General features: G+C 71.0%; 20 protein-coding genes. 14 read left to right on the forward strand and 6 right to left on the reverse strand.

Features of this window, described 5'->3' with window-relative positions:
- Positions 1-112: 112 nt before the first annotated feature.
- Complete coding sequence (locus ACSP50_RS01900; RefSeq protein ID WP_014687460.1) at positions 113-2,665, reverse strand: DEAD/DEAH box helicase; 2,553 nt, start codon at positions 2,663-2,665, stop codon at positions 113-115.
- Positions 2,666-2,837: 172 nt separating this feature from the next.
- Between ACSP50_RS01900 and ACSP50_RS01905 the strand changes: the two genes are divergently transcribed.
- The 6 genes from ACSP50_RS01905 (at position 2,838) to topA (ending at position 11,160) form a co-directional block, all read left to right on the forward strand.
- Positions 2,838-3,194, forward strand: coding sequence for an STAS domain-containing protein (locus tag ACSP50_RS01905; RefSeq protein ID WP_014687461.1), 357 nt, complete (start codon positions 2,838-2,840; stop codon positions 3,192-3,194).
- Entirely contained in the window at positions 3,191-3,631 is a 441-nt protein-coding gene (locus ACSP50_RS01910) for an ATP-binding protein (protein WP_043510685.1), read from the forward strand. Before ACSP50_RS01905 ends, ACSP50_RS01910 begins: the two co-directional genes overlap by 4 nt.
- A gap of 740 nt (positions 3,632-4,371) precedes the next feature.
- The gene (locus ACSP50_RS01915; protein ID WP_014687463.1) at positions 4,372-6,795 is read left to right on the forward strand and encodes a sodium-translocating pyrophosphatase; all 2,424 of its coding nucleotides are present in this window, start codon (positions 4,372-4,374) and stop codon (positions 6,793-6,795) included.
- 104 nt (positions 6,796-6,899) lie between these two features.
- Positions 6,900-7,430 carry a hypothetical protein gene (locus tag ACSP50_RS01920; protein ID WP_014687464.1) on the forward strand — a complete coding sequence of 177 codons (531 nt, stop codon included), beginning with the start codon at positions 6,900-6,902 and terminating at the stop codon, positions 7,428-7,430.
- Entirely contained in the window at positions 7,427-8,176 is a 750-nt protein-coding gene (locus ACSP50_RS01925; RefSeq protein WP_014687465.1) for a hypothetical protein, read from the forward strand. The genes ACSP50_RS01920 and ACSP50_RS01925 overlap by 4 nt, the downstream gene beginning before the upstream one ends.
- 203 nt (positions 8,177-8,379) lie before the next feature.
- On the forward strand, positions 8,380-11,160 hold the full coding sequence (topA, locus tag ACSP50_RS01930) for a type I DNA topoisomerase (RefSeq protein WP_014687466.1): 2,781 nt from the start codon (positions 8,380-8,382) through the stop codon (positions 11,158-11,160).
- Between the two features lies 1 nt (position 11,161).
- Here topA and ACSP50_RS01935 read toward each other — a convergent pair whose 3' ends face one another.
- The gene (locus ACSP50_RS01935; RefSeq protein WP_014687467.1) at positions 11,162-12,460 is read right to left on the reverse strand and encodes a D-arabinono-1,4-lactone oxidase; all 1,299 of its coding nucleotides are present in this window, start codon (positions 12,458-12,460) and stop codon (positions 11,162-11,164) included.
- Between the two features lie 167 nt (positions 12,461-12,627).
- On the opposite strand from ACSP50_RS01935, the gene ACSP50_RS01940 reads away from it, so the two are divergent.
- Complete coding sequence (locus tag ACSP50_RS01940) at positions 12,628-13,257, forward strand: TetR family transcriptional regulator (RefSeq protein WP_043510687.1); 630 nt, start codon at positions 12,628-12,630, stop codon at positions 13,255-13,257.
- A 1-nt stretch (position 13,258) separates the two neighbouring features.
- On the opposite strand, the gene ACSP50_RS01945 is transcribed toward ACSP50_RS01940, so the two are convergent.
- Positions 13,259-14,464, reverse strand: coding sequence for an amino acid deaminase/aldolase (locus ACSP50_RS01945; RefSeq protein ID WP_014687469.1), 1,206 nt, complete (start codon positions 14,462-14,464; stop codon positions 13,259-13,261).
- Between the two features lie 58 nt (positions 14,465-14,522).
- On the opposite strand from ACSP50_RS01945, the gene tmk reads away from it, so the two are divergent.
- Both tmk and ACSP50_RS01955 read left to right on the forward strand, forming a co-directional pair.
- Positions 14,523-16,694 carry a dTMP kinase gene (gene tmk, locus ACSP50_RS01950; protein WP_014687470.1) on the forward strand — a complete coding sequence of 724 codons (2,172 nt, stop codon included), beginning with the start codon at positions 14,523-14,525 and terminating at the stop codon, positions 16,692-16,694.
- A gap of 235 nt (positions 16,695-16,929) precedes the next feature.
- Positions 16,930-18,021 (forward strand): endo-1,4-beta-xylanase, encoded by a 1,092-nt coding sequence (locus ACSP50_RS01955; protein WP_014687471.1) that lies wholly within the window; start codon positions 16,930-16,932, stop codon positions 18,019-18,021.
- Positions 18,022-18,143: 122 nt separating this feature from the next.
- Here ACSP50_RS01955 and ACSP50_RS01960 read toward each other — a convergent pair whose 3' ends face one another.
- Positions 18,144-19,343, reverse strand: a complete 1,200-nt coding sequence (locus ACSP50_RS01960; RefSeq protein WP_043510689.1) for a DNA polymerase III subunit delta' — start codon at positions 19,341-19,343, stop codon at positions 18,144-18,146.
- Between the two features lie 293 nt (positions 19,344-19,636).
- On the opposite strand from ACSP50_RS01960, the gene ACSP50_RS01965 reads away from it, so the two are divergent.
- The 4 genes from ACSP50_RS01965 to ACSP50_RS01980 all read left to right on the forward strand — a co-directional run bounded on the left by ACSP50_RS01965 (position 19,637) and on the right by ACSP50_RS01980 (position 21,818).
- The gene (locus tag ACSP50_RS01965; protein ID WP_014687473.1) at positions 19,637-19,963 is read left to right on the forward strand and encodes a YbaB/EbfC family nucleoid-associated protein; all 327 of its coding nucleotides are present in this window, start codon (positions 19,637-19,639) and stop codon (positions 19,961-19,963) included.
- A gap of 1 nt (position 19,964) precedes the next feature.
- Entirely contained in the window at positions 19,965-20,261 is a 297-nt protein-coding gene (locus ACSP50_RS01970) for a hypothetical protein (RefSeq protein WP_014687474.1), read from the forward strand.
- A gap of 244 nt (positions 20,262-20,505) precedes the next feature.
- Positions 20,506-21,114 carry a hypothetical protein gene (locus tag ACSP50_RS01975; protein WP_014687475.1) on the forward strand — a complete coding sequence of 203 codons (609 nt, stop codon included), beginning with the start codon at positions 20,506-20,508 and terminating at the stop codon, positions 21,112-21,114.
- Positions 21,115-21,275: 161 nt separating this feature from the next.
- On the forward strand, positions 21,276-21,818 hold the full coding sequence (locus tag ACSP50_RS01980) for a pyridoxamine 5'-phosphate oxidase family protein (protein WP_043510692.1): 543 nt from the start codon (positions 21,276-21,278) through the stop codon (positions 21,816-21,818).
- Between the two features lie 293 nt (positions 21,819-22,111).
- On the opposite strand, the gene ACSP50_RS01985 is transcribed toward ACSP50_RS01980, so the two are convergent.
- On the reverse strand, positions 22,112-24,007 hold the full coding sequence (locus ACSP50_RS01985; protein ID WP_014687477.1) for a hypothetical protein: 1,896 nt from the start codon (positions 24,005-24,007) through the stop codon (positions 22,112-22,114).
- Positions 24,008-24,351: 344 nt separating this feature from the next.
- Between ACSP50_RS01985 and ACSP50_RS01990 the strand changes: the two genes are divergently transcribed.
- Positions 24,352-25,194 (forward strand): regulatory iron-sulfur-containing complex subunit RicT, encoded by an 843-nt coding sequence (locus tag ACSP50_RS01990; RefSeq protein WP_014687478.1) that lies wholly within the window; start codon positions 24,352-24,354, stop codon positions 25,192-25,194.
- 4 nt (positions 25,195-25,198) lie between these two features.
- Here the strand turns inward: ACSP50_RS01990 and ACSP50_RS01995 are convergent, their stop codons facing one another.
- Entirely contained in the window at positions 25,199-25,477 is a 279-nt protein-coding gene (locus ACSP50_RS01995; RefSeq protein WP_369793939.1) for a hypothetical protein, read from the reverse strand.
- Positions 25,478-25,571 lie beyond the last annotated feature (94 nt).

Below are 25,571 nucleotides of genomic sequence, written 5' to 3' on the forward strand. Positions count from 1 at the left end.
AGTGCCGGTTCCCTCGGTGCGCGCGGCCGCCACAGCCGTGGCCCGTGCCGGCCCGGTTGACGGGCCGGTGACAGCGACGGATCCTGGCCGGCCCGGAGAGAGGGCGGGGCGGTCAGGGGGTTTCGGGGAGGGCGGCGAGGACGGTGTCGAGGACTTTGAGCGCGCCGGGCTTGGAAAGGGGGTTGTTGCCGTTTCCGCACTTCGGGGACTGGACGCAGGACGGGCAGCCGGAGTCACAGGCACAGGCGGCGATGGCTTCGCGGGTGGCGGTGAGCCAGGCGGCGGCGGTGGCGTGGGCGCGTTCGGCGAAACCGGCACCGCCCGGGTGGCCGTCGTAGACGAAGACGGTGGGGGCCTCGGTGTCCGGGTGGTTGGCGGTGGACAGGCCACCGATGTCCCAGCGATCGCAGGTGGCCATCAGCGGGAGCAGGCCGATAGCCGCGTGCTCGGCGGCGTGCAGCGCGCCGGGGACGTCGTTCGGCTCGATGCCGGCGGCGGCCAGGGCCTGCGGGGAAACGGTGAACCAGACGGCGACGGTGCGCAGCTCGCGGACCGGCAGATCCAGCGGGCGGATGTCGATCACCTCGCCACTGCCCAGGCGGCGGCGCTGGTAGGAGACGACCTGGCTGGTCACGTCGACCTCGCCGAGGAACAGGCCGACCGGGCCGGCGTCGGCGTAGGAGAACACCCGGACCACCGACACGTCGGTGACGTCGCGGGCGTGCGTGCTCCAGTCCGGGTCCTCCTGGTGGACCAGGGCGGTCGCGTCCTCCAGGTCCAGCTCGTCGACCACGTAGGTGGTGCCCTGGTGCAGGTGGACCGCGCCCTCGTGGAGCATCACGTGGGAGGAGCCCTGGTCGACGGTGCCGAGCAGGCGGCCGGTGGCGGCTTCGACCACCTGGACCGGGGCGCCGCCCGAGCCGCGCAGGTCCACGTCGGGGCGGCCGCGTTCGGTCCAGTACCAGCCGGACGGGCGGCGGCGGAGGGCGCCCTCGGCGACCAGCTGATCGATCACCGGGCGGGTGGCGGGGCCGAAAAGGGGCAGGTCCTTCTCGGTCAGCGGGGCTTCGGAGGCGGCGCAGCAGAGTTGCGGGCCCAGGACGTACGGGTTGGCCGGGTCCAGGACGGTCGCTTCGACCGGATGGCCGAACAGGGCCTCCGGATGGTGCACCAGGTAGGTGTCCAGCGGATCGTCGCGGGCGATCAGGACGGCCAGGGCCGCACCGCCGGCCCGGCCCGCGCGCCCGGCCTGCTGCCACAGCGAAGCCCGGGTGCCGGGCCAGCCGCAGATCAGGACCGCGTCCAGGCCGGCCAGGTCGACGCCGAGCTCCAAGGCGTTGGTGGAGGCGAGACCGAGCAGGTCGCCGGCGAGTAGGGCGCGTTCGATGGCACGGCGGTCCTCCCGCAGGTAGCCACCGCGGTAGGCGGCGACCCGGGAACCCAGGCCGGGAACCACCTCGTCCAGGGAACGACGGGCCACCGCGGCGACCACCTCGGCGCCGCGCCGGGACCGGACGAAAGCCAGCGTCCGGGTGCCGGCGATGACGGCGTCGGTGAGCAGATCCGCGGTCTCCCGCAGCGCCGACCGTCGCACCGGCGGCAGATCCAGTTCGTCGAAATCGGCCTCGGGAGGCGGAACGGCCAGCGGAGACAGCGCCGCGGGGGTGAGCGGCTCGGTGGGCCGGGCCGCGGCGGCGAGCCGGGAGGAGTCGGTGGGCCGGGCCGCGGCGGTGGGCCGGGAGGAGTCGGTGTGCCGGGCCGCGGCGGTGGGCCGGGCCGGGGCAACGGCCGGGGCGGTGGGCTGGGCCGGGACGGGAATCGTCGGCGGGGGCACGAAGGTGGGAGTGGCGGGCTCCGGGGGGAGCAGCGGCGGCTCCCACAGGGCGAAGGTGACCGCGCCGCGGGGGGAGGCGTCTTCGGTTACCGCGGTCACCGGGGTGCCGAGCAGGCGGGAGGTGCTGCCGGCCGGGTCGCCGGACGTGGCGGAGGCCAGGATGAACGTGGGGGAGCCGCCGTAACGGGCGGTGGTGCGGCGCAGGCGGCGCAGGACGTGGGCCACATGCGAACCGAAGACGCCCCGGTAGGCGTGGCATTCGTCGATGACGACGTAGGTCAGGCGGCGGAAGAACGTGGCCCACCGGGAGTGGCCGGGGAGCAGCGAGTGGTGCAGCATGTCCGGGTTGGTGAGCAGGAAACGGGCGTGCTGGCGGATCCACTCGCGCTCCTCGCGGGGCACGTCGCCGTCCAGGGCGGCCGGGCGGATGTCGGCCAGGCCGAGGCGGGTCAGTTTGCGGAGCTGGTCGGCCGCGAGCGCCTTGGTGGGGGCCAGGTAGAGGACGGTCGCCTTCGGATCGGTGGTGAGAGCGGTCAGTGCCGGCAGCTGGTAGGCCAGCGACTTGCCGGAGGCGGTGCCGGTGGCCAGCACCACATGGGTGCCCTCGAAGGCGAGGCCGGCGGCGTCCGCCTGGTGCTGCCACGGCGCGGTGATGCCCTGGCGCGCGAAGGCTTCACGCACCTCGGGGTGGGTCCAGGACGGCCACGGCGCGGGCCTGCCGGTGCGGGCCGGGACCCGCTCGACGTGGGTGATCGGGGACTGCCCGGCGTTGCCGGCCCGGGCCCGGAGGCGGTGCAGGAGCTCGGCGGGACCGGAGGCGGTGGCAGTCACGCCAAGCACTCTGACACCATCGACCCGCCGTTCCCAAACCGTTCCGGTGCTGCGAAGGGAGTGGCGGACGTCGGTATGCGCCCGGCCCCAAACGGGTAGGACGGTGGGTGCCACGCGTCGCCCGATGCCGGTCGGTGGTTAGATTCGCGGGGGAGATCAGGGAGGAGGACCGATGGAGCTGTCGCTGGCGACCCGGACCGTTGCCGGGCACACGGTGCTCGAGGTCGGTGGTGAGGTCGACGTTTACACCGCTCCACGGCTGCGCGAGCGCCTGATCGAGCTGGTCGACGCCGGCGCCCGGGACGTGGTGGTCGATCTGGAACGGGTCGAGTTCCTCGATTCCACCGGACTCGGCGTGCTGGTCGGTGCGTTGAAGAGGCTGCGGACCGCGCAGGGCACCTTCGGCCTGGTCTGCGCCAAGGAGCCACTTCTCAAGATTTTCCGGATCACCGCGCTGGACCAGGTCTTCCCGATCTATTCGACGGTCGAGGCCGCGACCGAACGCAACGGCAGCGGTCCCGCTTCGTGATGGCTACGGTTCGGCTGTCCTTCTCGCCGGCGCCGGTGCACGTTCGCACCGCCCGGCTCGTCGGCGTGGCGGTCGCCCGCCGGGCGGGTGTCGACGAGGCACTGCTCGACGAGGTGCGCCTGGCGATCGGCGAAGCCTGCACCCGTGCGGTCGCGCTGCACCGGCAATACGGGCTGGCTGACCTGGTCACGGTGGAGATGTCCGACTCCGGGTCGTACACGGTGCGGGTCATCGACCACGCCCCGATCGAGGCCAGCATCGGTCTCACCAAACTGCCGCCGGACGAACTGGCCGCCGAGTCGCTCACCGAGGACGACCTGACGACCGGGGTGGGCTTCGCCCTGCTCGCCGGTTTTGTCGACGACCTGCAGGTGCGCCCGGTCGAGGACGGCGCCGGCACCGAGGTCCGCATGGTCTGGCCGGTCACCCGCCGCTGAACAAGCCGCCGAACGAAGCCGCTGGGCGAGGCGGCTGACAAGGCGGCTGAACAACGCTGAGCGAGGCGGTTGAACAAGAACGCTGAACAAGGCGGCTGAACAACCCTGAGCGAGGCGGTTGAACGAGATCGCTGAGCGAGGCGGCTGAACGAAGTCGCCGAGCGAGGCGGCAACGTGAGGGAAGCGGCGGCACGCCGGGTTTCTCGGTGACCACCCACGGGCAATGAAGGGTGGCGGCGATTGTTCGGGCCGCGCCAGCGGCCTGATCGCCGTGACCCGGCCTCGGCGGGAGCGGCGATCAATTATCGGCCGCAGCGCACGACATCAAGATCTGAACTCGCTGTTGATCTTTGATTGCCACCCGTCCGGCCCGCCGATTCGATCTTTGACCGAGCTTCGGCGTGGGAGCTAAACGATCTCCAGGCCTCTCGCTATCTTAAATTCTGACATTTCGGTTATATCTGACTGCTGGCGAGCGCAGACCGCTGGCCAGGCAAAAGATCAACCGAAGCGGATACCCGCGAACCAGAGGCCTAACACAGCGGTGAACATCACCGCGACACGGCCGGGTCGCCGTGTGACGATCGCCACGTGTGACCTATACAGTACGCGAGTCATCAGCTACTCGCTGGTCCCGCGCCCGCGGGGCCGGTCGTTTCGTTCCCCCGTTCTCTGAAGGGGAATGCACCCGATGGTCTCGTCCACCACCGGGTGCGGTCGGTGTGTGTAGGAGGACATTGATGTCCGGGACCTCGATAGACCTCGCCGCCGGGGGCGGCGGAGTGTCCCTCAGCGGATCCAACGTCGTATTCGTCATCGTCGCTCTGGTGTTCGCCCTGATCGCGCTGGGCTTCGCCGCGATGTTCGTCCAGTCGGTGCTGCGCACCGGCCGGGGCACCAAGAACATGCAGGAGATCGCCGGCGCCGTGCAGGAAGGCGCCTCGGCCTATCTCTTCCGGCAGTTCAAGACGCTCGCCGTGTTCGTGGTGATCGCGGTCGTGCTGCTGTTCCTGTTGCCGGTGCACGACACCGACAACGAGACCTGGGTGAAGATCGGCAGGTCGCTCTTCTTCGTGGTGGGCGCGGTCTTCAGCTCGTTCATCGGCGGCGCCGGGATGGCTCTGGCGACCCGGGCCAACCTGCGGGTGGCCGCGGCCGCCGGGGAGCCGGGCGGCCGGGAGACGGCGATGGGCATCGCCTTCCGCACCGGTGGTGTGGTCGGCTTCCTGACCGTGGGCCTGGGCCTGTTCGGCGGCGCGCTGGTGGTGCTGATCTTCCGCAGCGACGCCCCGACCGTGCTGGAGGGCTTCGGCTTCGGCGCCGCCCTGCTCGCGATGTTCATGCGGGTCGGTGGCGGCATCTTCACCAAGGCCGCGGACGTCGGCGCCGACCTGGTCGGCAAGGTGGAGAAGAACATTCCGGAGGACGACCCGCGCAACGCCGCGACGATCGCCGACAACGTCGGCGACAACGTCGGTGACTGCGCCGGCATGGCCGCCGACCTGTTCGAGTCGTACGCGGTGACCCTGGTCGCCGCGCTGATCCTGGGCCAGGCCGCGTTCGGTCAGGACGGCCTGATCTTCCCGCTGATCGTGTCCACGATCGGTGTGGTGATCGCCATCCTGGGGGTGTTCATCACCCGGCTGCGCCCGTCCGACCGCAACGGCCTGACCGCGATCAACCGGGCGTTCTACCTGTCCGCGGTGGTGTCGGCGGTCGCCGTGGCGGTGGTCACCTTCCTGTACCTGCCGGATTCGTTCGCCGGGTTCGGGGATGCCGGGATCGCGAAGGACATCGTGGACAGCGGCCGCAACCCGCAGTGGGTGGCGATCGGCGCGGTCGTGATCGGCATCGTGCTGGCCGCCGCCATCCAGGCGCTGACCGGCTACTTCACCGAGACCAACAAGCGTCCGGTGCAGGACATCGGCAAGTCGTCGCAGACCGGCGCGGCCACCGTGGTGCTGGCCGGGATCAGCGTCGGCCTGGAGTCGGCGGTCTACTCGGCGCTGCTGATCGGCGCCGCCGTGTACGGCGCCTTCCTGCTCGGCGGCTCGTCGCTGACCCTGTCGCTGTTCGCCGTGGCGCTGGCCGGCACCGGCCTGCTCACCACGGTCGGCGTGATCGTGGCGATGGACACGTTCGGTCCGATCTCGGACAACGCGCAGGGGATCGCCGAGATGTCCGGTGACGTCGACGAGACCGGAGCGCAGATCCTGACCGAGCTCGACGCGGTGGGCAACACCACCAAGGCGATCACCAAGGGCATCGCGATCGCGACCGCGGTGCTGGCCGCCACGGCGCTGTTCGGCTCGTACACCAACAGCCTGGTCAGCTCGCTGACCGATGCCAAGGTCGCCGACGTGCAGGGGCAGATCTACCAGCTGCTGAACATCGCGAACCCGCGCAGCCTGGTCGGCCTGCTGATCGGCGCGGCGGTGGTGTTCCTCTTCTCCGGCCTGGCGATCAACGCGGTGTCCCGCTCGGCGGGCGCGGTGGTCATGGAAGTGCGGCGGCAGTTCCGCGAGTTCCCCGGGATCATGGACCGCACCCAGCGGCCCGAGTACGGCCGGGTGGTGGACATCTGCACCCGGGACGCGCAGCGCGAGCTGCTCACCCCCGGTCTGCTGGCGATCACCGCGCCGATCGCGGTGGGCTTCGGGCTGGGCGCCGGCGCGCTGGCCGCCTATCTGGCCGGTGCGATCGGCACCGGCACGCTGATGGCGGTCTTCCTGGCCAACTCCGGTGGCGCCTGGGACAACGCGAAGAAGCTGGTCGAGGACGGCGCGCACGGCGGCAAGGGCTCCGAGGCGCACGCCGCCACGGTGATCGGTGACACGGTCGGTGACCCGTTCAAGGACACCGCCGGCCCGGCGATCAACCCGCTGATCAAGGTGATGAACTTGGTCTCGCTGCTGATCGCGCCGGCCGTGGTGACCTGGAGCGTCGGCGCCGACGCGAACACCCCGCTGCGCGTGATCGTGGCGCTGATCGCGGTGGCCCTGGTCACCGGTGCGGTGGTGTGGAGCAAGCGGAAGTCGATCGCGATGGGCGACGAGCCGGCCGGGGCGACCGCGGTCGGCGCCGCGGACACCGCCAAGGCGGTGCAGGACGCGCAGCACAGCGACGCGGCCGCGCAGTCGCGGATCAAGGACAACGTGGGCTGAGTCCACGCTGCACCCCGACGGGCACCCGGCACGCGCCGGGTGCCCGTTCGCATTGACCTGATCGAGGTGTGTGGAGTGTCCTACCGAGGCCGTACGCTGCTCCCATGCGCGCGGTCCGAACGATCTCTCTCGCTCTCGTCCTCGTGCTGGGCCCGCCGCTGGCCGCCTGCTCCTCCGGGCACGGCGCCGAGGCCTGGGCGGCTGCCGTGTGCGGCACACTGCGCCCGTGGCGCAGCGAGATCAGCAGCCTGACCAGCCGCACCCAGCAGCAGATGACCACCCGCACCACGCCCGGTCAGGCGAAGGAGAATCTGGCCCGGCTCTTCGACGGCGCGCGGTCGGCGAGCGAGACGGCGCGGGCCGGGGTGGAGCGCGCCGGTGTGCCCGATGTCACCGACGGCAAGAAGATCGCTGACGCGTTCGTCGGCTCGCTGGCCGGCATGCGCGACGCCTACGGTTCGGCCCACGACGGCATCCAGGCGCTGGCCACCGCGCCGTCGGCCAGCTTCTACACCGAGGTCGGCAAGGTCGTCGACAGGCTCAACAGTGAGTACGAGCAGAGCGGCCTGGACACCTCGAAACTCGACTCGGTCGAGCTGAGACGGGCCTTCGAGTCGCTGCCCGAGTGCCAATGACGTCGCTGCCCGAGACCGGCTGGCCGCTCATTCCGCGCGAGACCCTGCCCCCGCCGATTCCGGTGGCCGGGCGGCGGTCCGCGCAGCGTGGCGCGCCCGGGCGGCCGGCCGGGCGGCAGCTGTCGATGTTCGGCGCGGAGACCACCGAGGCGTCGCCGGCCGACCTGGCCGGTCTGCTGGCCGGTCCGGGGCAGTTGGGGCGGATGGGCGGCACCGCCCGGGTGTCGGTGGTCGTGGACGCCGCCTGGCGGGTCCACGTGCTGGTCGCCGAGCTGGTCGCGCGCGGTCTGGCGACCACCTGGGCCCCGGTGGAAGATCAAGATCAAGACCCGATTGACGCGGTACGCGACGAGCGCTCCGCCGAGGGGGAGACTTCCGACACGCCGGAGGAGCCGCCGCCCCGTTTCGAGGTCCGCACCGCGTACTCCCGAAGGTTGAACGCCCTCGCGACGGCCTGGCCCGCGGCCGCCGCCCAGCTGTTCCTGTCCGGCCCGCGCCTGCGGCTCTGGGTGGCCGCCGCGGGCCACCCCCACCCGGGCGGCTACCGCTTGGGCCTGGACCCGGGCAAGGACCCCGTCGAGGTGGACGCCGCGCTGGTCCGGGCCGGTCTGGCCGGCCGGGTCACCGAGGACCGCCGGGCCTACGTGATCGCCGGCCGGCGCCGCCTGACCCGGCTCACCGAGCTGGTCGGGATCCGGCCGGAGGCGGCCCCGTCCGAATTGTGGCCCGGCGGCGCGGGTGCATGATCTTCCCGGATTGTGTCCGACATAACAGTGTCCTTCCGGTGTACGGTGTCGCGGTCGGACGCAAGCGGTGGCCGGACCGTTACCATCCGACTGCGGGGTTCCCGGGGAATGAGGACTCGTCCGGCGCGTTACGTTGAACGTCTGTGCTTGAAGCCGGGCGGGGAACACCGAGGGCCCGACAGGAACGAAAAGCAGGGAGCGCCGTGCCGAGTGACGCCAGGACGACCCGTCTGGTCATCGTCGAGTCTCCGTCGAAGGCCAAGACGATCGCCGGTTATCTGGGGCCCGACTATCTGGTCGAGGCCTCCGTCGGGCACATCCGCGATCTGCCGAAGAACGCCGACGAGGTCCCGGCCAAGTACAAGGGCCAGCCGTGGGCCCGGCTCGGCGTCGACGTCGACAACGGCTTCCACGCGCTGTACGTGGTCTCCGCCGGCCGTCGGGAGCAGGTCGCCAAGCTGCAGCGGCTGGCCAAGGAGGTCGACGAGATCTTCCTCGCCACCGATGAGGACCGCGAGGGCGAGGCGATCGCCTGGCACCTGATCGAAACGATCAAACCCAAGGTGCCGGTCAAGCGGATGGTCTTCCACGAGATCACCAAGCCGGCCATCCAGGCGGCCGTGGCCAACCCGCGCGACATCGACCGTTCGCTGGTCGACGCGCAGGAGGCCCGCCGCATCCTGGACCGGCTGTACGGCTACGAGGTCAGCCCGGTCCTGTGGAAAAAGGTGATGCGCGGCCTGTCCGCGGGTCGCGTGCAGTCGGTCGCCACCCGGATCGTGGTCGAGCGTGAGCGGCAGCGGATGGCGTTCCGCTCCGCGGAGTACTGGGACATCCAGGCGCTGCTGGCCGTGCAGGGTCCGGTCGACGGCCCGCGCAACTTCTCCGCCACGCTGATCGCGCTGGACGGCGACCGGATCGCCAGCGGCAAGGACTTCGAGCCGACCACCGGACAGCTCAAGCCGGGCGCGGCCGTGGTCCAGCTGGACGGTGACGGCGCCCGCGGGCTGGCCGCCCGGCTGGCGGACCGCCCGTTCACGGTCAGCCGGGTCGAGGAGAAGCCGTACCGCCGCCGGCCGTACGCGCCGTTCACCACCTCGACGCTGCAGCAGGAGGCGTCCCGCAAGCTGCGGTCCTCCTCGAAACAGACGATGAGCACCGCGCAGAGCCTGTACGAGAAGGGCTACATCACCTATATGCGGACGGACTCGGTGAACCTCTCCGAGACCGCCATCGCCGCCGCCCGCCGGCAGATCGCCGAGCTGTACGGGGCGAACAACGTGCCGCCGCAGCCCCGGCGCTACACCACCAAGTCGAAGAACGCGCAGGAGGCGCACGAGGCGATCCGTCCCGCCGGGGACAACTTCCGCACCCCGGGCGAGGTGGCCAAGGAGCTGAACACCGCCGAGTTCAAGCTCTACGAGCTGATCTGGCGGCGGACCATCGCCTCGCAGATGACCGACGCGATCGGTAACTCGATCAGCGTCCGGATCCGCGCCGTCTCCACCGCGAACGAGGAGGCCGACTTCGCCGCCTCCGGCAAGACGATCACCGACCCGGGCTTCCTGCGCGCCTACGTCGAGTCGTCCGACGACGAGAACGCCGAGGCCGAGGACGCCGAGCGCCGCCTGCCGAACCTGGTGAAGGACCAGCCGCTGACCGCCGACGAGCTGAACGCGCTGGGCCACCACACCTCACCGCCGCCGCGGTATACCGAGGCCTCGCTGGTCAAGATGCTGGAGGAGCTCGGCATCGGCCGCCCCTCCACGTACACCTCGATCATGCAGACCATCCAGGACCGCGGCTATGTGGAGAAGCGCGGCCAGGCGATGATCCCGACCTTCCCGGCCTTCGCCGTGGTCGGCCTGCTGGAGAACCACTACGGCCGGCTGGTCGACTACAACTTCACCGCCGCCATGGAGGGGCAGCTCGACGACATCGCGTCCGGTGACCACACCGCCGTCGACTTCCTCACCTCTTTCTACTTCGGCAGCCAGGCCGGCGGGGCGGACGAGGAGATCGCCAAGGCCGGCGGTCTGAAGAAGATGGTGACCGAGGATCTGAGCGCCATCGACGCGCGCGAGGTCAACTCGATCCCGCTCTTCACCGACGACCAGAACCGGCAGGTCGTGGTCCGGGTCGGCAAGTTCGGGCCGTACCTGCAGCGCAGTAACACCCAGGTGGCCGACGGGGCGGAGGAGGCGTCGGAGGACCGCGCCTCGATCCCGGAGGGCGTCGCCCCCGACGAGCTGACCCGGGAGAAGGTCGAAGAGCTGTTCCTGGCCGGCAACGGCGACCGGACGCTCGGCGACAACCCGGCGACCGGCGAGCCGGTGCTGGTCAAATCCGGCCGCTTCGGCCCCTACGTGCAGTCCGGCGAGAGCAAGTCGTCGCTGTTCCAGAGCCAGTCGCCGCAGACCCTCACCCTGGAGCAGGCGCTGCAGCTGCTGTCGCTGCCCCGGGTGGTCGGCAAGGACCCCGAGGGCAACGAGATCATCGCCCGTAACGGCAAGTTCGGCCCGTTCATCCAGCGGCTCAAGGACTCCCGCTCGCTGGAGAGCGAGGAGCGGCTGTTCACCGTCACCCTGGACGAGGCGTTGGCGATGCTGGCCGCGCCGAAGGTCCGCGGGCAGCGCGGGGCGCCCAAACCGCCGCTGCGCGACCTGGAGGGCGTCGACCCGGTGTCGGAGAAGCCGTTGCTGGTCAAGGACGGCCGGTTCGGGCCGTACGTGACCGACGGCGAGACGAACGTGACGCTGCGGCGCGGGCAGACGCCGGAGGAGCTGACCCTGCAGGAGGCGATCGAGATGATCGCCGAGAAGCGGGCCAAGGGGCCGGCACCGAAGAAGGCACCCGCCAAGAAGGCCGCACCCGCGAAGAAGGCCGCGGCCAAGGCCGCCACGCCGGCCAAGAAGGCGACGGCCAAGAAGGCCGCGCCGGCGAAGAAGGCCGCACCCCGCAAGGCCGCGGCCTCCTCCGAGTGAGTCAGGCGCCGAGCACCCGGTCCAGGTACGCGTTGGTGAAGACCCGGGCCGGGTCGAGGCGGTCCCGCACGGCCAGGAAATCGTCGAATCGGGGGTACGCGGGTCGCAGATCCGCCGCGGACCGATAATGCATCTTGCCCCAGTGCGGCCGCCCGCCCAGCGGCTCGCAGAGCGCCTCTAGCGCCTTGAAATACGGCTCGTACGGGCTGCCCCGGAACTGGTGCACCGCGATGTAGGCGGATTCCCGCCCGTAGCCGTGCGACAGCCAGACGTCGTCCGGCCCGGTGAACCGCACCTCGACCGGGAACAGCACCTTGAACGGCAACGCGTCGATCAGCCGGGGCAGCGCGTCGATCACCTCGGGCAGGGCGGCGCGCGGGATCTCGTACTCCATCTCGGTGAATGTGACCCGGCGCGGCGAGCAGAACACCCGATCCGAGCGGTCGGTGTAACTCCGGGCGCTCAACGCGCGCGCGGTCAGCGAGCTGATCGTCCGCACCGATCCTGGGAACCGCTGCCCGACCTTGCAGACGCCCTGGAACACCGTGTTGGACAGGAAGTCGTCGTCGAGCCAGCCGCGGAACCGCGACAGCGGCCGATCGTGCTCCGGCACCCGATTGTTGATCTTCACGCTGGCCCGGTCGGTGTACGGATACCAGAAGAACTCCACGTGGTCGTTGCCGTCCACCCACTCCTCGACCCCGGCCAGCACGTCGGCAAGCGCCATCGGCTTCTCGTCGGCCAGCAGGGTGAACGCCGGCACGCAGCGCAGTGTCACCTCGACCAGCACGCCGAGCGCGCCCAGCCCGGCGCGGACCGCGGGGAACTCCGGAGAGCCCGGGTCGTACCGCTCGACCTTGCCGGCCGCGGTGACCAGGGTGACCGCCTCCACGCAGGAGGCGAGCGTCCCGTGCCCGATGCCGGTCCCGTGGGTCGCCGTGGAGATGGCCCCGGCCACCGTCTGCACGTCGATGTCACCCAGGTTCGGCATGGCCAGCCCGTGCTGGGCGAGCACCGCGTTGAGCACCGACAGCGGCATCCCGGCCTGCACGGTCACCAGCGGCCCGTCGACCGCGACCAGATCGGTCATCCGGTGCAGCAGCATCCGCTGGTCCTCGGCGACCGCGATCGCGGTGAACGAGTGCCCGGTGCCGACCGTCTTGATCCGGCGCCCGGCCTGCGCCGCGGCGGTCACCATGGCGGCCACCTCGTCGATACCCGCCGGCGCGAGCACCTCCGCGACCGACTCCTGATTCTGTCCCCAGTTCGTCCACCGGCGGGCGTTCACGGGTGTAGTCATTCCGGCTCTTGTCCTCCGTCCGAGCGGACACCAGCACCTGGCGTCCCGTCGATGCGCCTCGCTCGTTGATCCGAGTAACGTTCGATTTATCACTGAGATTTATTCATGACCAGGTATGAATTCCGTCGTCGTGAACGAATCTCACTGCTGAGAGGGAGTGGCGACGCGTGTCGACACCAACCGTCAGCACCGGACCGCTGCGGCGGGTTCCGGTGCAGGGCAGAAGCGTTGCCCGAGTTCAACGCATGCTCGATGCCTGCGCCGAGCTGGTGGACGAGGTGGGCTATGAGGGCCTGACCACGACGCTGCTGGCCGAGCGGGCCGAGGTCGCCATCGGCTCGGTCTACCAGTTCTTCCCGGACAAGCGGGCCATCGTGCAGGCCCTGGCACTGCGCAACATGGACGCGTATCTGCAGAGCCTCTCCGACCGGTTCGCGTCGGAGACGTTCGCCCACTGGTGGGACGCGGTGGACGCGGCCATAGACGGTTACATCCACATGCACCGTAGCGTTCCCGGTTTCCGCACGCTGCACTTCGGCGACGTCGTCGACCTGCACCTGCTCGACTCCGACCGGGACAACAACGCGGTGATCGCCGAGCGCCTGGCCGAGCTGCTGACCGACCAGTTCCGCCTGGTCGACCGGAACCGGGTGCGGTTCGCGCTGCAGATCTCGGTGGAGGCGGCCGACGCGCTGATCAAGCTGGCCTTCCGGCGCGACCCGTCCGGCGACGAGGCGGTGCTCACCGAGGTGAAGGCACTGATCCGGGAGTACCTGCACCGGCACGTGCAGGCCTGAGTCAGCCCAGGAAAGCATGACCCTCGCCCCGGTACGTCGGGGCCGGCGTGCTGCGGTCGCCGTCGATCAGGTGCACCTCGTTGACGTGCTCGCACATCTCGCCGGCCTTGGCGTGCCGGAACCACACCCGGTCGCCCGGGCGCAGAACCTCGGCGGCCTCGCCGAGCAGCGGGGTCTGCACCTCGCCCGGACCCTCGTCGGCCTTGAACGCCAGGCCGGCCGGCAGGTACGGCTGGGGCAGCCGGGAGGTTTCGGCCGGGCCGGAGGCGATCCAGCCACCGCCCAGCACGGTGGCGATCCGCGGAGCTGGACGGCGCACCACCGACAGGGCGAAGAACGCCGCCGGGGTGGGCCGCCAGTTGCGATAGGCGTCGAACAGGGTCGGGCCGTACAGCCCCGAACCGGCGGTGACCTCGGTGACCGACGGGTCGGCGCTGGTCGCTGCGACACTGCCGGTCCCGCCGCCGTTGACGTACCGCAGATCGGCATGTTCCCGGACGGCCCGCACCGCCGCGGCCCGGCGCCGCAGCAGCTCGGGGAAGGCCCGGCTCTGCATCAGCCGGATGGCGCGGGCGCGGAGCGCCTGCCCCGGCGGATCGTCACCGACCCCGGCGATGTGCGCCTCGTAGGACATCAGCCCGACCAGCCGGAACCCGGGCCGGGCGGCGATCGTGCGGGCCAGCTCGCCGGCCTGGACCGCGGAGTGCACCGGGGAACGGCGGACGCCGACGTGCAGCGCCGCGGCCGGTTTCCAGGAGGCGTCCAGATCCATGCAGAGCCGGACGGTGGCGCGGTCGCCGGGACCGGTCACCTGGTCGACGAGGTCCAGCTGGGCCGGGTGATCCACCATGATCGAGATGGCGGCGGCCAGGCTTTCGTCGCCGGCCAGCTCGCGCAGCGCGGCCCGGTGCGCGGTCGGGTAGGCGACCAGCACGTCGTCGGTCACTCCGGACCGGACCAGCCAGATCGCCTCCGGCAGTGTGTAAGCCATCACACCGTGCCAGCCGGGGCGGGCCAGCACCCGCTCCAGCAGCGCCCGGCAGCGCACCGACTTGCTCGCCACCCGGATCGGCTTGCCCGCCGCCCGGGCGGTCAGCCGGTCCGCGTTGTCGTCGAAGGCAGCCAGGTCCACCGCGGCGACCGGGGTCTCCAGGTGGTCGGTGGCGCGCTCCAGGCGCTGGCGCAGGGCATCGCGGTCAGTGAGCACACCGGCACGCTATCTCGATCCCGACCAACGCGAAAGACATTCATCTCTGGCTTACCCGATGGTGGGAACCCCCGATGACCAGGGCGGGCGGATACAGTGCTCCCCGAGCAGTGACCACGGGGAGGTAGGGGCCATCAACACGGAAAGCCGCCAGGAGACCGCACCGGTCGACCTCACGGGTGCGGCCGCGCTGCGCTCCGTCCTCCGGATCCGGCCGTTCCGCCGCCTCTGGCTGGTGCTCGGCGCCGCCTCGTTCGGCGACTGGATCGGCCTGCTCGCCACCGGCCTGTTCGCCTCCGCCCAGTTCAGCAACTCGGCGGCGCAGGGCGCGGCGTTCGGCGGCACGATCGCCGTCCGCCTGCTGCCGGCGCTGCTGCTCGGCCCGATCGCCGGGGTGTTCGCCGACCGGTTCGACCGGCGCTACACGATGGTGATCACCGACCTGATCCGGTTCGTGTTCTACGGGTCGATCCCGCTGGTGCCGCTGCTCGGCGGCTCACCCGCGCTGACCGTCACGTGGGCCACCATCGCCACCTTCATCGGCGAGACGATCACCCTGATCTGGATCCCGGCCAAGGAGGCGGCGGTCCCCAACCTGCTCCACCACAAGTCCCAGATCGAGGTGTCGAACCAGCTGACCCTGGTCACGACGTACGGCATCACGCCGATCCTGGGCGCCCTGACCCTGTCCGCGTTGACCGCCGGGGTGCAGCACTCCGGCGTCTCGCTGCCCGCCTGGGCGCAGCCGGTCCAGCTCGCGCTGTACATGAACGCGCTGTCCCGGCTGGCCACCGCGCTCACCGTGTTCTTCGGCATCCGGGAGATCGGCGGCAAGAGCGCCGAACGCCAGCAGGCCGCCGAGCAGAGCATGTTCCACCAGTTCCTGGACGGCTGGAAATACATCGGTCGCACCCCGCTGGTCCGCGGCCTGGTACTGGGCATCTTCGGCGCGTTTGCGGCCGGCGGCGTGGTGATCGGCGCGGCCCGCACCTACGCCACCTCGCTGGGCGCCGGCGAAGCCGCCTTCTACCTGCTCTTCGGCACCATCTTCCTGGGCCTGGCGGTCGGTATCGGGCTCGGTCCGATGATCGTCAAGGAGCTCTCCCGGCGCCGCTGGTTCGGCATGAACATCGTCCTGGCCAGCGGCTCGGTGATGTTCCTCGGCCTGGCCTTCCACCTGTCCATGGCCCTGGTCGGTGCGCTGCTCGTCGGCGCCGGCGCCGGCATGGCGTTCCTGGCGGGCACCACGCTGCTCTACGGCGAGGTCGACGACACGGTCCGCGGCCGGGTCTTCGCCGTCGTGCAGATCGGCGTCCGGATGGTGCTGCTGCTCGCCATCACCCTGGCCGGCCTGCTCGTCGGCCTGGGCAGCTCCCGCCGGGTCAACCTGGGCCCGGTGCACTTCGACATCTCGTCCACCCGGGTGCTGCTGCTGGTCGCCGGCGCGATCGGGATCTGGGTCGGGATCGGGTCGTTCCGGCAGATGGACGACAAGAAGGGCGTGCCGATCCTGGCCGACCTGATCGGGTCGGTCCGCGGCCGGCCGCTCACGCCGGCCGAGGAGTTCCTGCGCAGCGGGCTGTTCGTGGTCTTCGAGGGCGGCGAGGGGGCCGGGAAATCCACCCAGGTGGACCGGCTGGCCGACGTGCTGCGCGCCGAAGGGCGCGACGTGGTGGTGACCCGGGAACCGGGAGCCACCGACCTCGGCGGCCGGATCCGCGGGCTGGTGCTCGACCACTCCGAGGACGGGCCGTCGCCGCGGGCCGAAGCGCTGCTCTACGCGGCGGACCGGGCCCATCATGTGGCGACCGTGGTGCGGCCGGCGCTGGCCCGGGGCGCCGTGGTGATCAGCGACCGGTACGTGGACTCGTCACTGGCCTATCAGGGGGCCGGGCGGACGCTGCCGGTGCAGGAGATCTCCTGGCTGTCCTCCTGGGCGACCGGCGGGCTGAAACCGGACCTGGTGGTGCTGCTCGACGTGGACCCGGCGATCGGGCTGAAGCGGGCCAGTGCGCGGGGTGCGGGCGTGGACCGGCTGGAGAGCGAATCGCAGGCGTTCCACGACCGGGTGCGGTATGCGTTCCTCGACCTGGCGGCGGCGGACCCGAAGCGGTATCTGGTGCTGGATGCGGCGCGGCCGGCCGGAGATCTGGCGGAGATGGTGGTGGATCGGATGTCGGGGCTGCTCGCGAGCCGGCCCGCCGCCAGCCCGTCCTCCTCCTCCGCTTAGTCGCCGCGTCTCGTATCGTTTCTTTACCGTCGCCTTTTACCGTCGTCCGAAAGTTTCGGAAACTGTTGCGACAGGTCTCTGTAACCTAGAGCTGTCGATCTATGGCGTCAAGGGCGGAATATCGGCTGCCGCGCCATCCGAATGCTCCGATGTTCATCAATGGACATCGTTGACGCGGGACATGCATCGTGCATAACGTTTCGGCATGTCACCGTAAGTTTCGGAGGCACTTCAGATGAGATCCACTCGTATCGCCGTGCTCCTCGCGGTGGGCCTGGTGGTGGCCGGCTCCGCACCCCTGCGGGCGGTGGCCTCCCCGCGACCCTCCGCCACGTCCGCCCGATCCGTCCTTTCCGCCCTTGACCCCGGCTCGTTGCGGGCCGCTGCCCGGGGCACCGGAGTGCGCATCGGCACCGCCGTCGACATGACGGCGCTCGCCGCCGACGCGCCCTACCAGGCGACGGTCGCGCGCGAATTCGACACGGTCACCCCGGAGAACGTGATGAAGTGGGAGGCCGTCGAACCGCAACCCGGCGTCCACGACTGGGCGGCCGCCGACCAGCTCGTCGACTTCGCCCGTCACCACGGCCAGCTCGTCCGCGGGCACACCCTCGTCTGGCACAACCAGAACCCGTCCTGGCTGACCGAAAGTGCGTACACCCCCGCGCAGCTGCGCACGCTGCTGCGGCAGCACATCTTCGCCGAGGTCGGGCACTTCAAAGGCAAGATCTGGGCCTGGGACGTCGCGAACGAGGTGTTCAACGAGGACGGCACCCTCCGTGACACCCTGTGGCTGCGGGCACTCGGACCCGACTACATCGCCGACGCGTTCCGGTGGGCGCATCAAGCCGACCCGAAAGCAATCCTGTTCCTCAACGACTACAACGTCGAAGGGCTCAACGCCAAGAGCGACGCCTACTACGCACTGATCAAGAAGCTGCGCGGGCAGGGCGTCCCGGTGCAGGGCTTCGGCATCCAGGGACATCTGGCCCTGCAGTACGACCTGCCGATCACCGCGGCGGACAACGTACGACGCTTCGACCGGCTCGGCGTGAAAACCGCGTTCACTGAGGTCGACGTGCGGATGCAGCTGCCGGCGGACACCGCGGAGGTGGCGGGGCAGAGCGAGGGCTTCGGGCTGCTGCTGCGGGCCTGCCTGCTGGCCGAACACTGCATCTCGTACACGGTGTGGGGCTTCAGCGACAAGTACTCCTGGGTGCCGGGCGTCTTCGACGGTCAGGGGTCGGCGACGCCGATGACCGAGACCTTCGAGCCGAAGCCGGCCTATCGCACCCTGCGGGAGACGTTCCTGATCGCTCGGCGCTGACTGCCGTCCCCTCATCCCTGTGCCAGGCTGCGCCGGCCCCGTCCGCCGGCGCAGCCTCCTTTTCCCGCTCCTGCCTTTACCGGCCGCATCCCGCTGCTGCCCGCTGCCGGCCTTTCGCGTGGTCAGCCTTTCCAGAGGGTCAGCATCATGGCCTCGACGGCGATTTCCGGCTTCACGTTCGCGTTGATCGCATCGCGACAGGCCAGGACCGCCTCCAGCCGCCGCAGCGTGCTCTCCGCGGTCCACTTCCGGGCGGCCGCCCCGGACTGCTGCGCGACATCGCCGTGCACCACCGCAACCGGCGCCCGCATCGCCGTGACCAGCACATCCCGATAGAACCCGGCCAGGTCGACCAGCGCCCGGTCCAGCGCGTCCCGCTGCGCCCGGGTGGCCCGCGACTTCTGCCTCTTCTCCAGGTCCTTGATCTGACCGGCCGCGCCCCGCATCGCGCCCGCCGCCCCGCGGCCGGTGCCGCCCGCGCCGAGCGCCTGCTCCAGCGCCGACCGCTCACTCGCGTCGGACTCGGCCACACTCCCGGCGGCCTCCGCCTTGGCCGCGGCCACCAGGCCCGCCGCGATCTCGAACGCGGCGCCCACCCCGGTCAGCCTTTTCGGCACCGCCAGCACCGCCTCCCGCCGGGCCCGCGCCTCCGGATCGGCCGCCAGCAGCCGCGCCCGGACGATGTCCCCCTGTGCCGCCGCGGCCGCCCAGGCCGCCGTGTCCGGTGCCATCCCGTCCCGCTCGACCAGCGCCGCGGCCACCGTGTCGGCCGGCGGCTGGCGCAGCGCCACCAGTCGGCACCGGGACCGGATCGTCACCGAGATGTCGTCCGGATGCGTCGACGGCGTGCACAGCAGGAACACCGTCCGCGGTGGCGGCTCCTCGATCGCCTTCAGCAGCGCGTTGCCGGCCGCCTCGGTGAGCCGGTCGGCATCCTCGATCACCACCACCTGCCATCGGCCACCGGACGGCGCGGTCGCCGCGCGCAGCACCAGGGCGCGCATCTCGTTGACCCCGATCGACAACCCCTCCGGCGCCACGAACCGCACGTCGGCATGAGTCCGACCCAGCACGGTGTGGCACCCGTGACACTCCCCGCACCCGCTGCCGCCGCGCTCACACTGCAGCGCCGCCGCGAACGCCCGCGCCGCCACCGACCGCCCCGCGCCCGCCGGCCCGGTGAAGATCCACGCGTGCGTCATCGCGCCGCTGGCCACCTGCTCCCCGGCGACCACCCGGGCCGCCGCCCCGGCTGCCCGGCGCAGCGTCTCCACCGGCTCCGCCTGGCCCACCAGGTCGGAGAACACGTCATGCGAACTCACCCGCCGATGGTATGGCCACCCTCCGACATTCCTCGGACCGGTCGTCCCCGCCGGGTGACACCACGCCGTCGCCGGGTGTCTGTGCCGCCCCACCTCCGCCGGCCGGTCCTCGGCCCGGGTCCTCCACCAGGCGTCCGGCCAGCACTGACGCACCGTGCTCAGCAACCGGTGTCAGGGTGACGCCGGGTGCCGCACCGGAAGTTATCCACAGAGGACTCCGCGAGCTGCGAAAGGCCGGTAGATTCATGGCCGGAACGCGACGGCAACGTGACGCGCGGTGAGGAGCCAGGTGCATGGCCCGAGAGATCGACGAGACGTGGATCGATGAGGCGATCGATCGCTACCGGCGCGTCGAGGGCCTGCGTGCCGAGTTCGACAAGGCCGTGGCGACGCACCAGGTCTCGGTGCACTCACCCGACCAGACCATCGAGGTGGTGGTCACCGCGACCGGCGAGATCGTGGATGTCCGGGTGCAGGGCGAGTTCGTCAAGCGCACCGCCGCCGAGTTCTCCCGTGAGCTGCGGGCCGTCATCGCCAGCGCCACCGAGGCCGCCCGCTGGGCTCGTGACAAGCTGCACGCCGAGGTCTTCGGCGCGTTCCGCTCCCTGGAGGACCACTGACATGGACCGCATCGCCGACCGGATCGACCAGGCGGCCGCCGAACTGAGCACCATCGACCGACGGGCGCCCCACCTGCTGCCCGGACCCGGGGCGTTCGGCGCCGACGATGTCGGCCGGCCCGGCCGGCTCGGCCACCGCCTGCACGAGAGGTGGGCCGCGGTGCTCCAGGCCCGCGCCGACGAGGCGGCCGGTCTGTCCGGGCGCCTGACCGATCTGGCCCAGTCCGTCCGCAGCACCTCCCGGGACTACAGCCAGACTGACGAGTCCGTTCGTCACCGCCTGCTGCGAGGTCTCTGATGCGCGGCCCACGCTCGCTTCCGCGCGTCTTGCCTCGCCCGCTCCTGGGCGTCCTGTCTGGCTCACGTCCGCGCCCGGGCGTCTTGCCTGGTCCGTGTTTGCTTCCGCGCCTTTTGCCTCGTTCGCGCCCGCTTTCGTGCGCTTTGCCTCCCCGGCGTTCGCTGCCACGTGTGCGGCGATCGGCTCGGTGGGCCTCCGCGGTGGCGTCGACGGGGTGGCGCGACCCTGTGCGGCGAGGTTTCTGATGGACCGGCTCGATCAACTTCTGACCGTTGCGGATCCGCTGCTCAGCCGGGTCGATCAACTGCTCACGTCGGTCGGTGCGCCGGCCGGCCACGATGTCTGGCCCGAGCTGCGCCGGGTCCGGTTGCTACCCGGCGACGCGGTCCGCGCGGTCGCCGCCCTGCATCCGGCCGCGCTGGCCGACGCCGTCCCCGAGCTCCGCGCACAGGCCCGGGTCTGCGCGGACACCGCTGACGCCCTGCCGCTGGCCACCACCTGGACGGGCCACGCCGCCGAAGCTTACGAGGCCACCCGCCGCCGCACCGCCGAGCAGCTCAACGTCGGCCCCGACAGCCTGTCCCGCCGGATGACCGCCACGGCCGACCTGGCCGGCGCCCTGCACGACTGGATGACGCACACCCGCGCCGCGCTGGCCTACGCCCTGGCCGACAGCCTGAACTCCGCCGAGGCTTTGACGGTCACCGTGAGCAGCGGTTTCCCGCAGCCCGCGGAAACCCGCGCCGCCGCTGCCATTGCCACCCACGTGCTCCGCACCATCGCCGACAGCTACGACCGCGCCGAGAATCTCCTCGACGACTCCTCATCTTTGACAACTCCACAGTCGACCTGAAGTCGTCCGTCCGCACGCCGGCGCCCCATCCCGGGGTCGTCTTGCAGGACGGATGGTTGCCGTCCCGATGTGGTCTCAGGGGCCGCTGACACTCCCGGATTCGCCGCGCTGAGATGCTTGCCCGTCGCCGCCGGGAGTCCAAGGGTCGCTATGGTTCGTCGATGCCGTTGAACAATCCGTGGCTGGCCGGGGACGTGCCGGACCGGCGGTTGCCGAAGGACCGGCTTGAGGAGCGGATCCGCAACCTGTTCTCCAGTCAGAACATGGGTGTGCTCGCCACTGCCGGTGGGCAGGGGCCGGTGGCCACGCCGGTGCGGTACTACTCGTTGGATCTGGCGGTGATGTTCACGGCGTCGCCCCGGTCGCCGAAGATGCGGAACATCGCTGATGACCCAAGGGTGTCCTTCGGGATCTTCGCGCCGCTGGTCGGCTTGGCCAGCAGCCGAGGGGCGCAGCTCTTCGGCCGAGCCCGGGTGCTCGGGCCGGGCGACCCCGGGCAGGTGCCCTACTGGGAGGCCTTCCGCTGGGAGAACGAGCACGCCGAACGCGGGCGTCTCCTCAGCGAACCGCCGGCTGAGACGCTCGTCGTCCTCGACCCGGACCGGATCGTCTACACCGAACACTGGCTGCGCCGTGACGGCTACGCCCCGCGCCAGATCTGGCGCCGCGCCGACCCCGGAAAGCCGGTGCGACCCGGGTCTTGACCGGCTCGCGACCCGGGGGTCGCGGCGCAGGGTTGCGACCCCCGGGGTCGTGGCGCAGCTTGAAATCCGGTGTCGTGGTGCAGCTTGGGATCCGGTGTCGTGGTGCAGCTTGAAATCCGGTGTCGTGGTGCAGCTTGGGATCCGGTGTCGTGGTGCAGCTTGAAATCCGGTGTCGTGGTGCAGCTTGGGATTCGGTGTCGTGGTGCAGCTTGGGATCCGGGGTTGTGGCGCTGCACCACGACCCCGGGGTCGTGGTGCAGCGGGTGCCCGGGTGTGGGTGGCGGTGGTGGGTGTTACGGGGTCGGGCGGCGGCGACGGGTGCCGAGGAGAAAGGCGCAGAGGCCGCCGATGAGCAGGCCGGCGCCGGTGATGAACAGTGGGGCCGAGCGGGGGCCGGTTACCGGAAGGGTGCCGCCCTGGACTCCGGATTCCAGGGTGCGTTTGCCTTGTTCGGGGGCTACGGCGGCGGCTTCCAGGATGCCGACTCCCAGGTTGGCGATCACCGCGGATGATTCGTAGCCGGGGTTGCCGCGGTCCTTCGAGGAGTGTTGGGAGCGCAGGACGGCGATCTTGATGGCAGTGGCTCGGGCGGCCAAGGCGTGGCCCTTCGATGCCTGCCGGACGTCACCCAGGGAGATACGGACGAGGGCTTGTCCGGCCGGAGCGCTCTCCAACACCGGGCCGCGGGCAACCGTTCCGCCGGCGTCAGGTCCGTTGCCGGCTCGGGTGGAGGTCTTGTCGGAGGACCGGGCCGAGGTTCCGGTACTGGAACCGGGGCCGGTGGTGGGGGAGGGAACGGGGAGATTCGGGATCGACGGCAGTGCCGGACCCCGGGACGGGAGGACCGGGACGGTGGCGGACTCCGTGGGCCGGGCTGCGTCGCTGACCGTGATGTCTGCGTGGTCGGTGGCCGTGCTCAACCGCGTACGCGGGAAATGCGGGCCGGAGATCTCGACGGCCGCGGGTTGATAGCGGACCTCGCCGCCGGTGGCGGCTGACATGGATACCTGCAGCGAGGGGGCGCGGAGGACCCGGACGTGGATCTCGCCGCCGGCCAGGGTGAACTCGGCGGCCCTGACGGTTGCCGAAGCGACCGCCTTCGCGGTGGTGCCGTGGCCGGTCAGGGCGGTGTTGCTGATGGTAGAGGACTTCGCCGGGACGCGGATCAGCTCGCCGGTGGCCCCGGTCAGCGTGACCCGGTCGAGGGCGGTCGCCGCGCGGGAGGTTTCGCCGGCGGTTGCGGCGCAGGCCATCGCGTCGGTCCAGCGGGCGTGGGCGGACAACGTCGTCGTGCCGGTCTGGATCGGGCCGAGACGTTCGGCGGCGGTGTGCTGCTCGACCGGTCCGGAGTGGGTCGGCGGCGTCTGCTGCAACACCTGCTCGGCGGCGGGAGCGCCGGCGACCCGGCCGTCCAGGGTCTGGGCAGCGGCGGCGGACTTCACCGGACCGTCGGCGATCATGACGCTTCGGGCGTCGCCGACCCCGACGCCGCCGATCACCTGTGTCGTGTCGCCGGCACCGGCGGTCGCCGGCCTCGTGTCGCCGTTGGCGTCGCCGCCGCCCGTGGCGCCGGGTTTGCCGAGCTCGATGCGGGCGTCGCGGTCGGCGTGGCTGCTGTCGAGGGCGTCAAGCCTCCAGCGGACCTCGCGGTTGTAGGCAGCGTCACGCTGCCAGCGGACGTCGCGGTTGCCGGCGGCGTCACGCTTCCAGCGGACGTCGCGGTTGCCGGCGGCGTCAAGGCCGGACCGGGCGCGGTGGCCGGGGTGGTAGGCCGCGGGGACGACGCCCGGTGCGGGCATGGCCGTGGCGTCGGATGTGTCCGCGCTGTCCGCGTCCTCTCCGGCGGCGGGGCTGTCCGGGCTGCCGCTGCCGGCGGTGGCGGCCGGATCGTCGGGGGTGAGCTGCTGCAGGACCTCGCCGGCGCTTTCCGTGGGGGCGATCGACGGGCGTTCGCCGCTGTCGTGGCGTGGCAGGCCGGCGCCGTGATCCCGGTTCGGCGTGGGGCGCAGGTCGAGTCGTTCGATGCGGAGCAGTTCGGCCTCGGACTGGGCGGCATAGCGGTGGGCTTGCTGGCACGGTGCCGGGGCGGGGGCGAGTGTCGATGCGGCATGCGCGGGCAGGGGCGCGGTGAGCGTGCTCGCGAACCCGAGCGCAGCGACGCTGGCGGCCAGCGACCTGGCGGGTGTCATGGCAAGTCCTTTCGAGGCGGGGGCAGGCAAGGCGGGGCAGGCAAGGCGGGACGAGACGGGGCGGGACGAGACGGGGCGGGACGAGACGGGGCGGGACGAGACGGGGCGAAGCCTCGTGGCAGGGCAAGGCGGCGGCGGGGCGGTGTCAGGGCAGGGCGGAGGCGGGCGGGTGAAGCCGGGATGGTGCTGGCGGTGCGGCGTCTACGGGACTGGCCAACGAGGGTCGATTGGGGCGGTTGCGCAGCATCTATGCGACAACCCGCCCGGGTAGTTCAAAACCGGCATTTGGTACGCGGCAGCCGCAGTGTCGTCGGCACCGGTCCCGGGGTCGTAGGGTTGATCCCATGGGCATGCTGTGCGCGGTCAGCTTCAACCGGTATGGCCGCCTCTACTACCTCGACCCGGGTGAGTTCAGCCCGTCGGTCGGCGACCGGGTCTTGGTCCCGACCGATGACGGTCCCGAGGTGGCGGAGTGCGTCTGGCCGCCGCAATGGGTCAGCGAGGAGACCGACGGTTTTCCCAAGATCCTCGGCCTGGCGGTGGACGACGATCTGCGCCGCGACGAGCTGCTCCGCAAGCGCAAGGCGGAGGCCAAGGTCGCCGCCAAAAAGTTGATCAAGGCGCACGAGCTGCCGATGAAGGTGGTCGCCGTCGATCATGTCCTGGATCCGGCCGGGGCGAACGGGGACCGGACGACGATCTATTTCACCGCCCCGCACCGCGTGGATTTCCGGTCGCTGGTCCGTGACCTGGGTGCCACCCTGCACTGCCGGGTGGAGCTGCGCCAGCTCTCCGCGCGGGATTCGGCCCGGGTGCAGGGCGGCATCGGTTCGTGCGGGCGGGATCTGTGCTGCGCCACGTTCCTCACCGACTTCGAGCCGGTCACCATCCGGATGGCGAAGGATCAGGATCTGCCGCTGAATCCGCTGCGCATCTCGGGCGCGTGCGGCCGTCTGATGTGCTGCCTGAAATATGAGCACCCGCTGTATTCGGGAAGCAGCGACACGTATCCGCGCCCGGGCGAACGGGTGAAGACGGCCGACGGCGCCGAGGGGCGTGTCGTGGCCCGCCACCCGCCGTCGGAGTCGGTCACCGTCCGCGGGATCGAGGACGGCCAGCTGCGCCGCTGCCCGGTCGCCGACGTCTGTGGTTCACGCCGCGCCTATGAGTCGGGCGGAAATCAGTAGAAGGTCATGCGGCGCCTTCAGCGACCAACGTCCCGTCGACGTAGGCGCGGACCGGCTGTTGCCGGAATGCGGAGAAGAGCAGAGCCCGGCGTTTCTCGATGGTGACGGCATGCTGTTCGCTGGTGCCCACCGTGAGGTTGTACCTCTTGACCACGCTGAACGACAGAAGCTGAACGGTGCGCAAGGCGACGACTCCGTCGACGGTGATCTTGACGCCGCCCCAGAACTTGCTGAAATAGAACTCGACAACGTGCCGTTCGGTCACGCCGACTTCGAAGGTCATCCGCACGAAAGTTACTGTACGCATCCGAGCCGCGGTTGGGTCGTATATGCGACAGTACGATCCGGATCTACGCCATACGCATTGGTCATGGGCT

It is taken from the genome of Actinoplanes sp. SE50/110, assembly GCF_900119315.1.
Classification (GTDB): Bacteria; Actinomycetota; Actinomycetes; order Mycobacteriales; family Micromonosporaceae; genus Actinoplanes.

Coding starts and splice junctions, on each gene's coding strand:
- ACSP50_RS01905 (WP_014687461.1), top strand. CDS start 2,838: ATGGAGCTGTCGCTGGCGACCCGGACCGTTGCCGGGCACACGGTGCTC.
- ACSP50_RS01915 (WP_014687463.1), top strand. CDS start 4,372: ATGTCCGGGACCTCGATAGACCTCGCCGCCGGGGGCGGCGGAGTGTCC.
- ACSP50_RS01920 (WP_014687464.1), top strand. CDS start 6,900: ATGCGCGCGGTCCGAACGATCTCTCTCGCTCTCGTCCTCGTGCTGGGC.
- ACSP50_RS01925 (WP_014687465.1), top strand. CDS start 7,427: ATGACGTCGCTGCCCGAGACCGGCTGGCCGCTCATTCCGCGCGAGACC.
- ACSP50_RS01935 (WP_014687467.1), bottom strand. CDS start 12,460: ATGACTACACCCGTGAACGCCCGCCGGTGGACGAACTGGGGACAGAAT.
- tmk (WP_014687470.1), top strand. CDS start 14,523: ATGGTGGGAACCCCCGATGACCAGGGCGGGCGGATACAGTGCTCCCCG.
- ACSP50_RS01955 (WP_014687471.1), top strand. CDS start 16,930: ATGAGATCCACTCGTATCGCCGTGCTCCTCGCGGTGGGCCTGGTGGTG.
- ACSP50_RS01965 (WP_014687473.1), top strand. CDS start 19,637: ATGGCCCGAGAGATCGACGAGACGTGGATCGATGAGGCGATCGATCGC.
- ACSP50_RS01970 (WP_014687474.1), top strand. CDS start 19,965: ATGGACCGCATCGCCGACCGGATCGACCAGGCGGCCGCCGAACTGAGC.
- ACSP50_RS01975 (WP_014687475.1), top strand. CDS start 20,506: ATGGACCGGCTCGATCAACTTCTGACCGTTGCGGATCCGCTGCTCAGC.
- ACSP50_RS01980 (WP_043510692.1), top strand. CDS start 21,276: ATGCCGTTGAACAATCCGTGGCTGGCCGGGGACGTGCCGGACCGGCGG.
- ACSP50_RS01985 (WP_014687477.1), bottom strand. CDS start 24,007: ATGACACCCGCCAGGTCGCTGGCCGCCAGCGTCGCTGCGCTCGGGTTC.
- ACSP50_RS01990 (WP_014687478.1), top strand. CDS start 24,352: ATGGGCATGCTGTGCGCGGTCAGCTTCAACCGGTATGGCCGCCTCTAC.
- ACSP50_RS01995 (WP_369793939.1), bottom strand. CDS start 25,477: ATGACCTTCGAAGTCGGCGTGACCGAACGGCACGTTGTCGAGTTCTAT.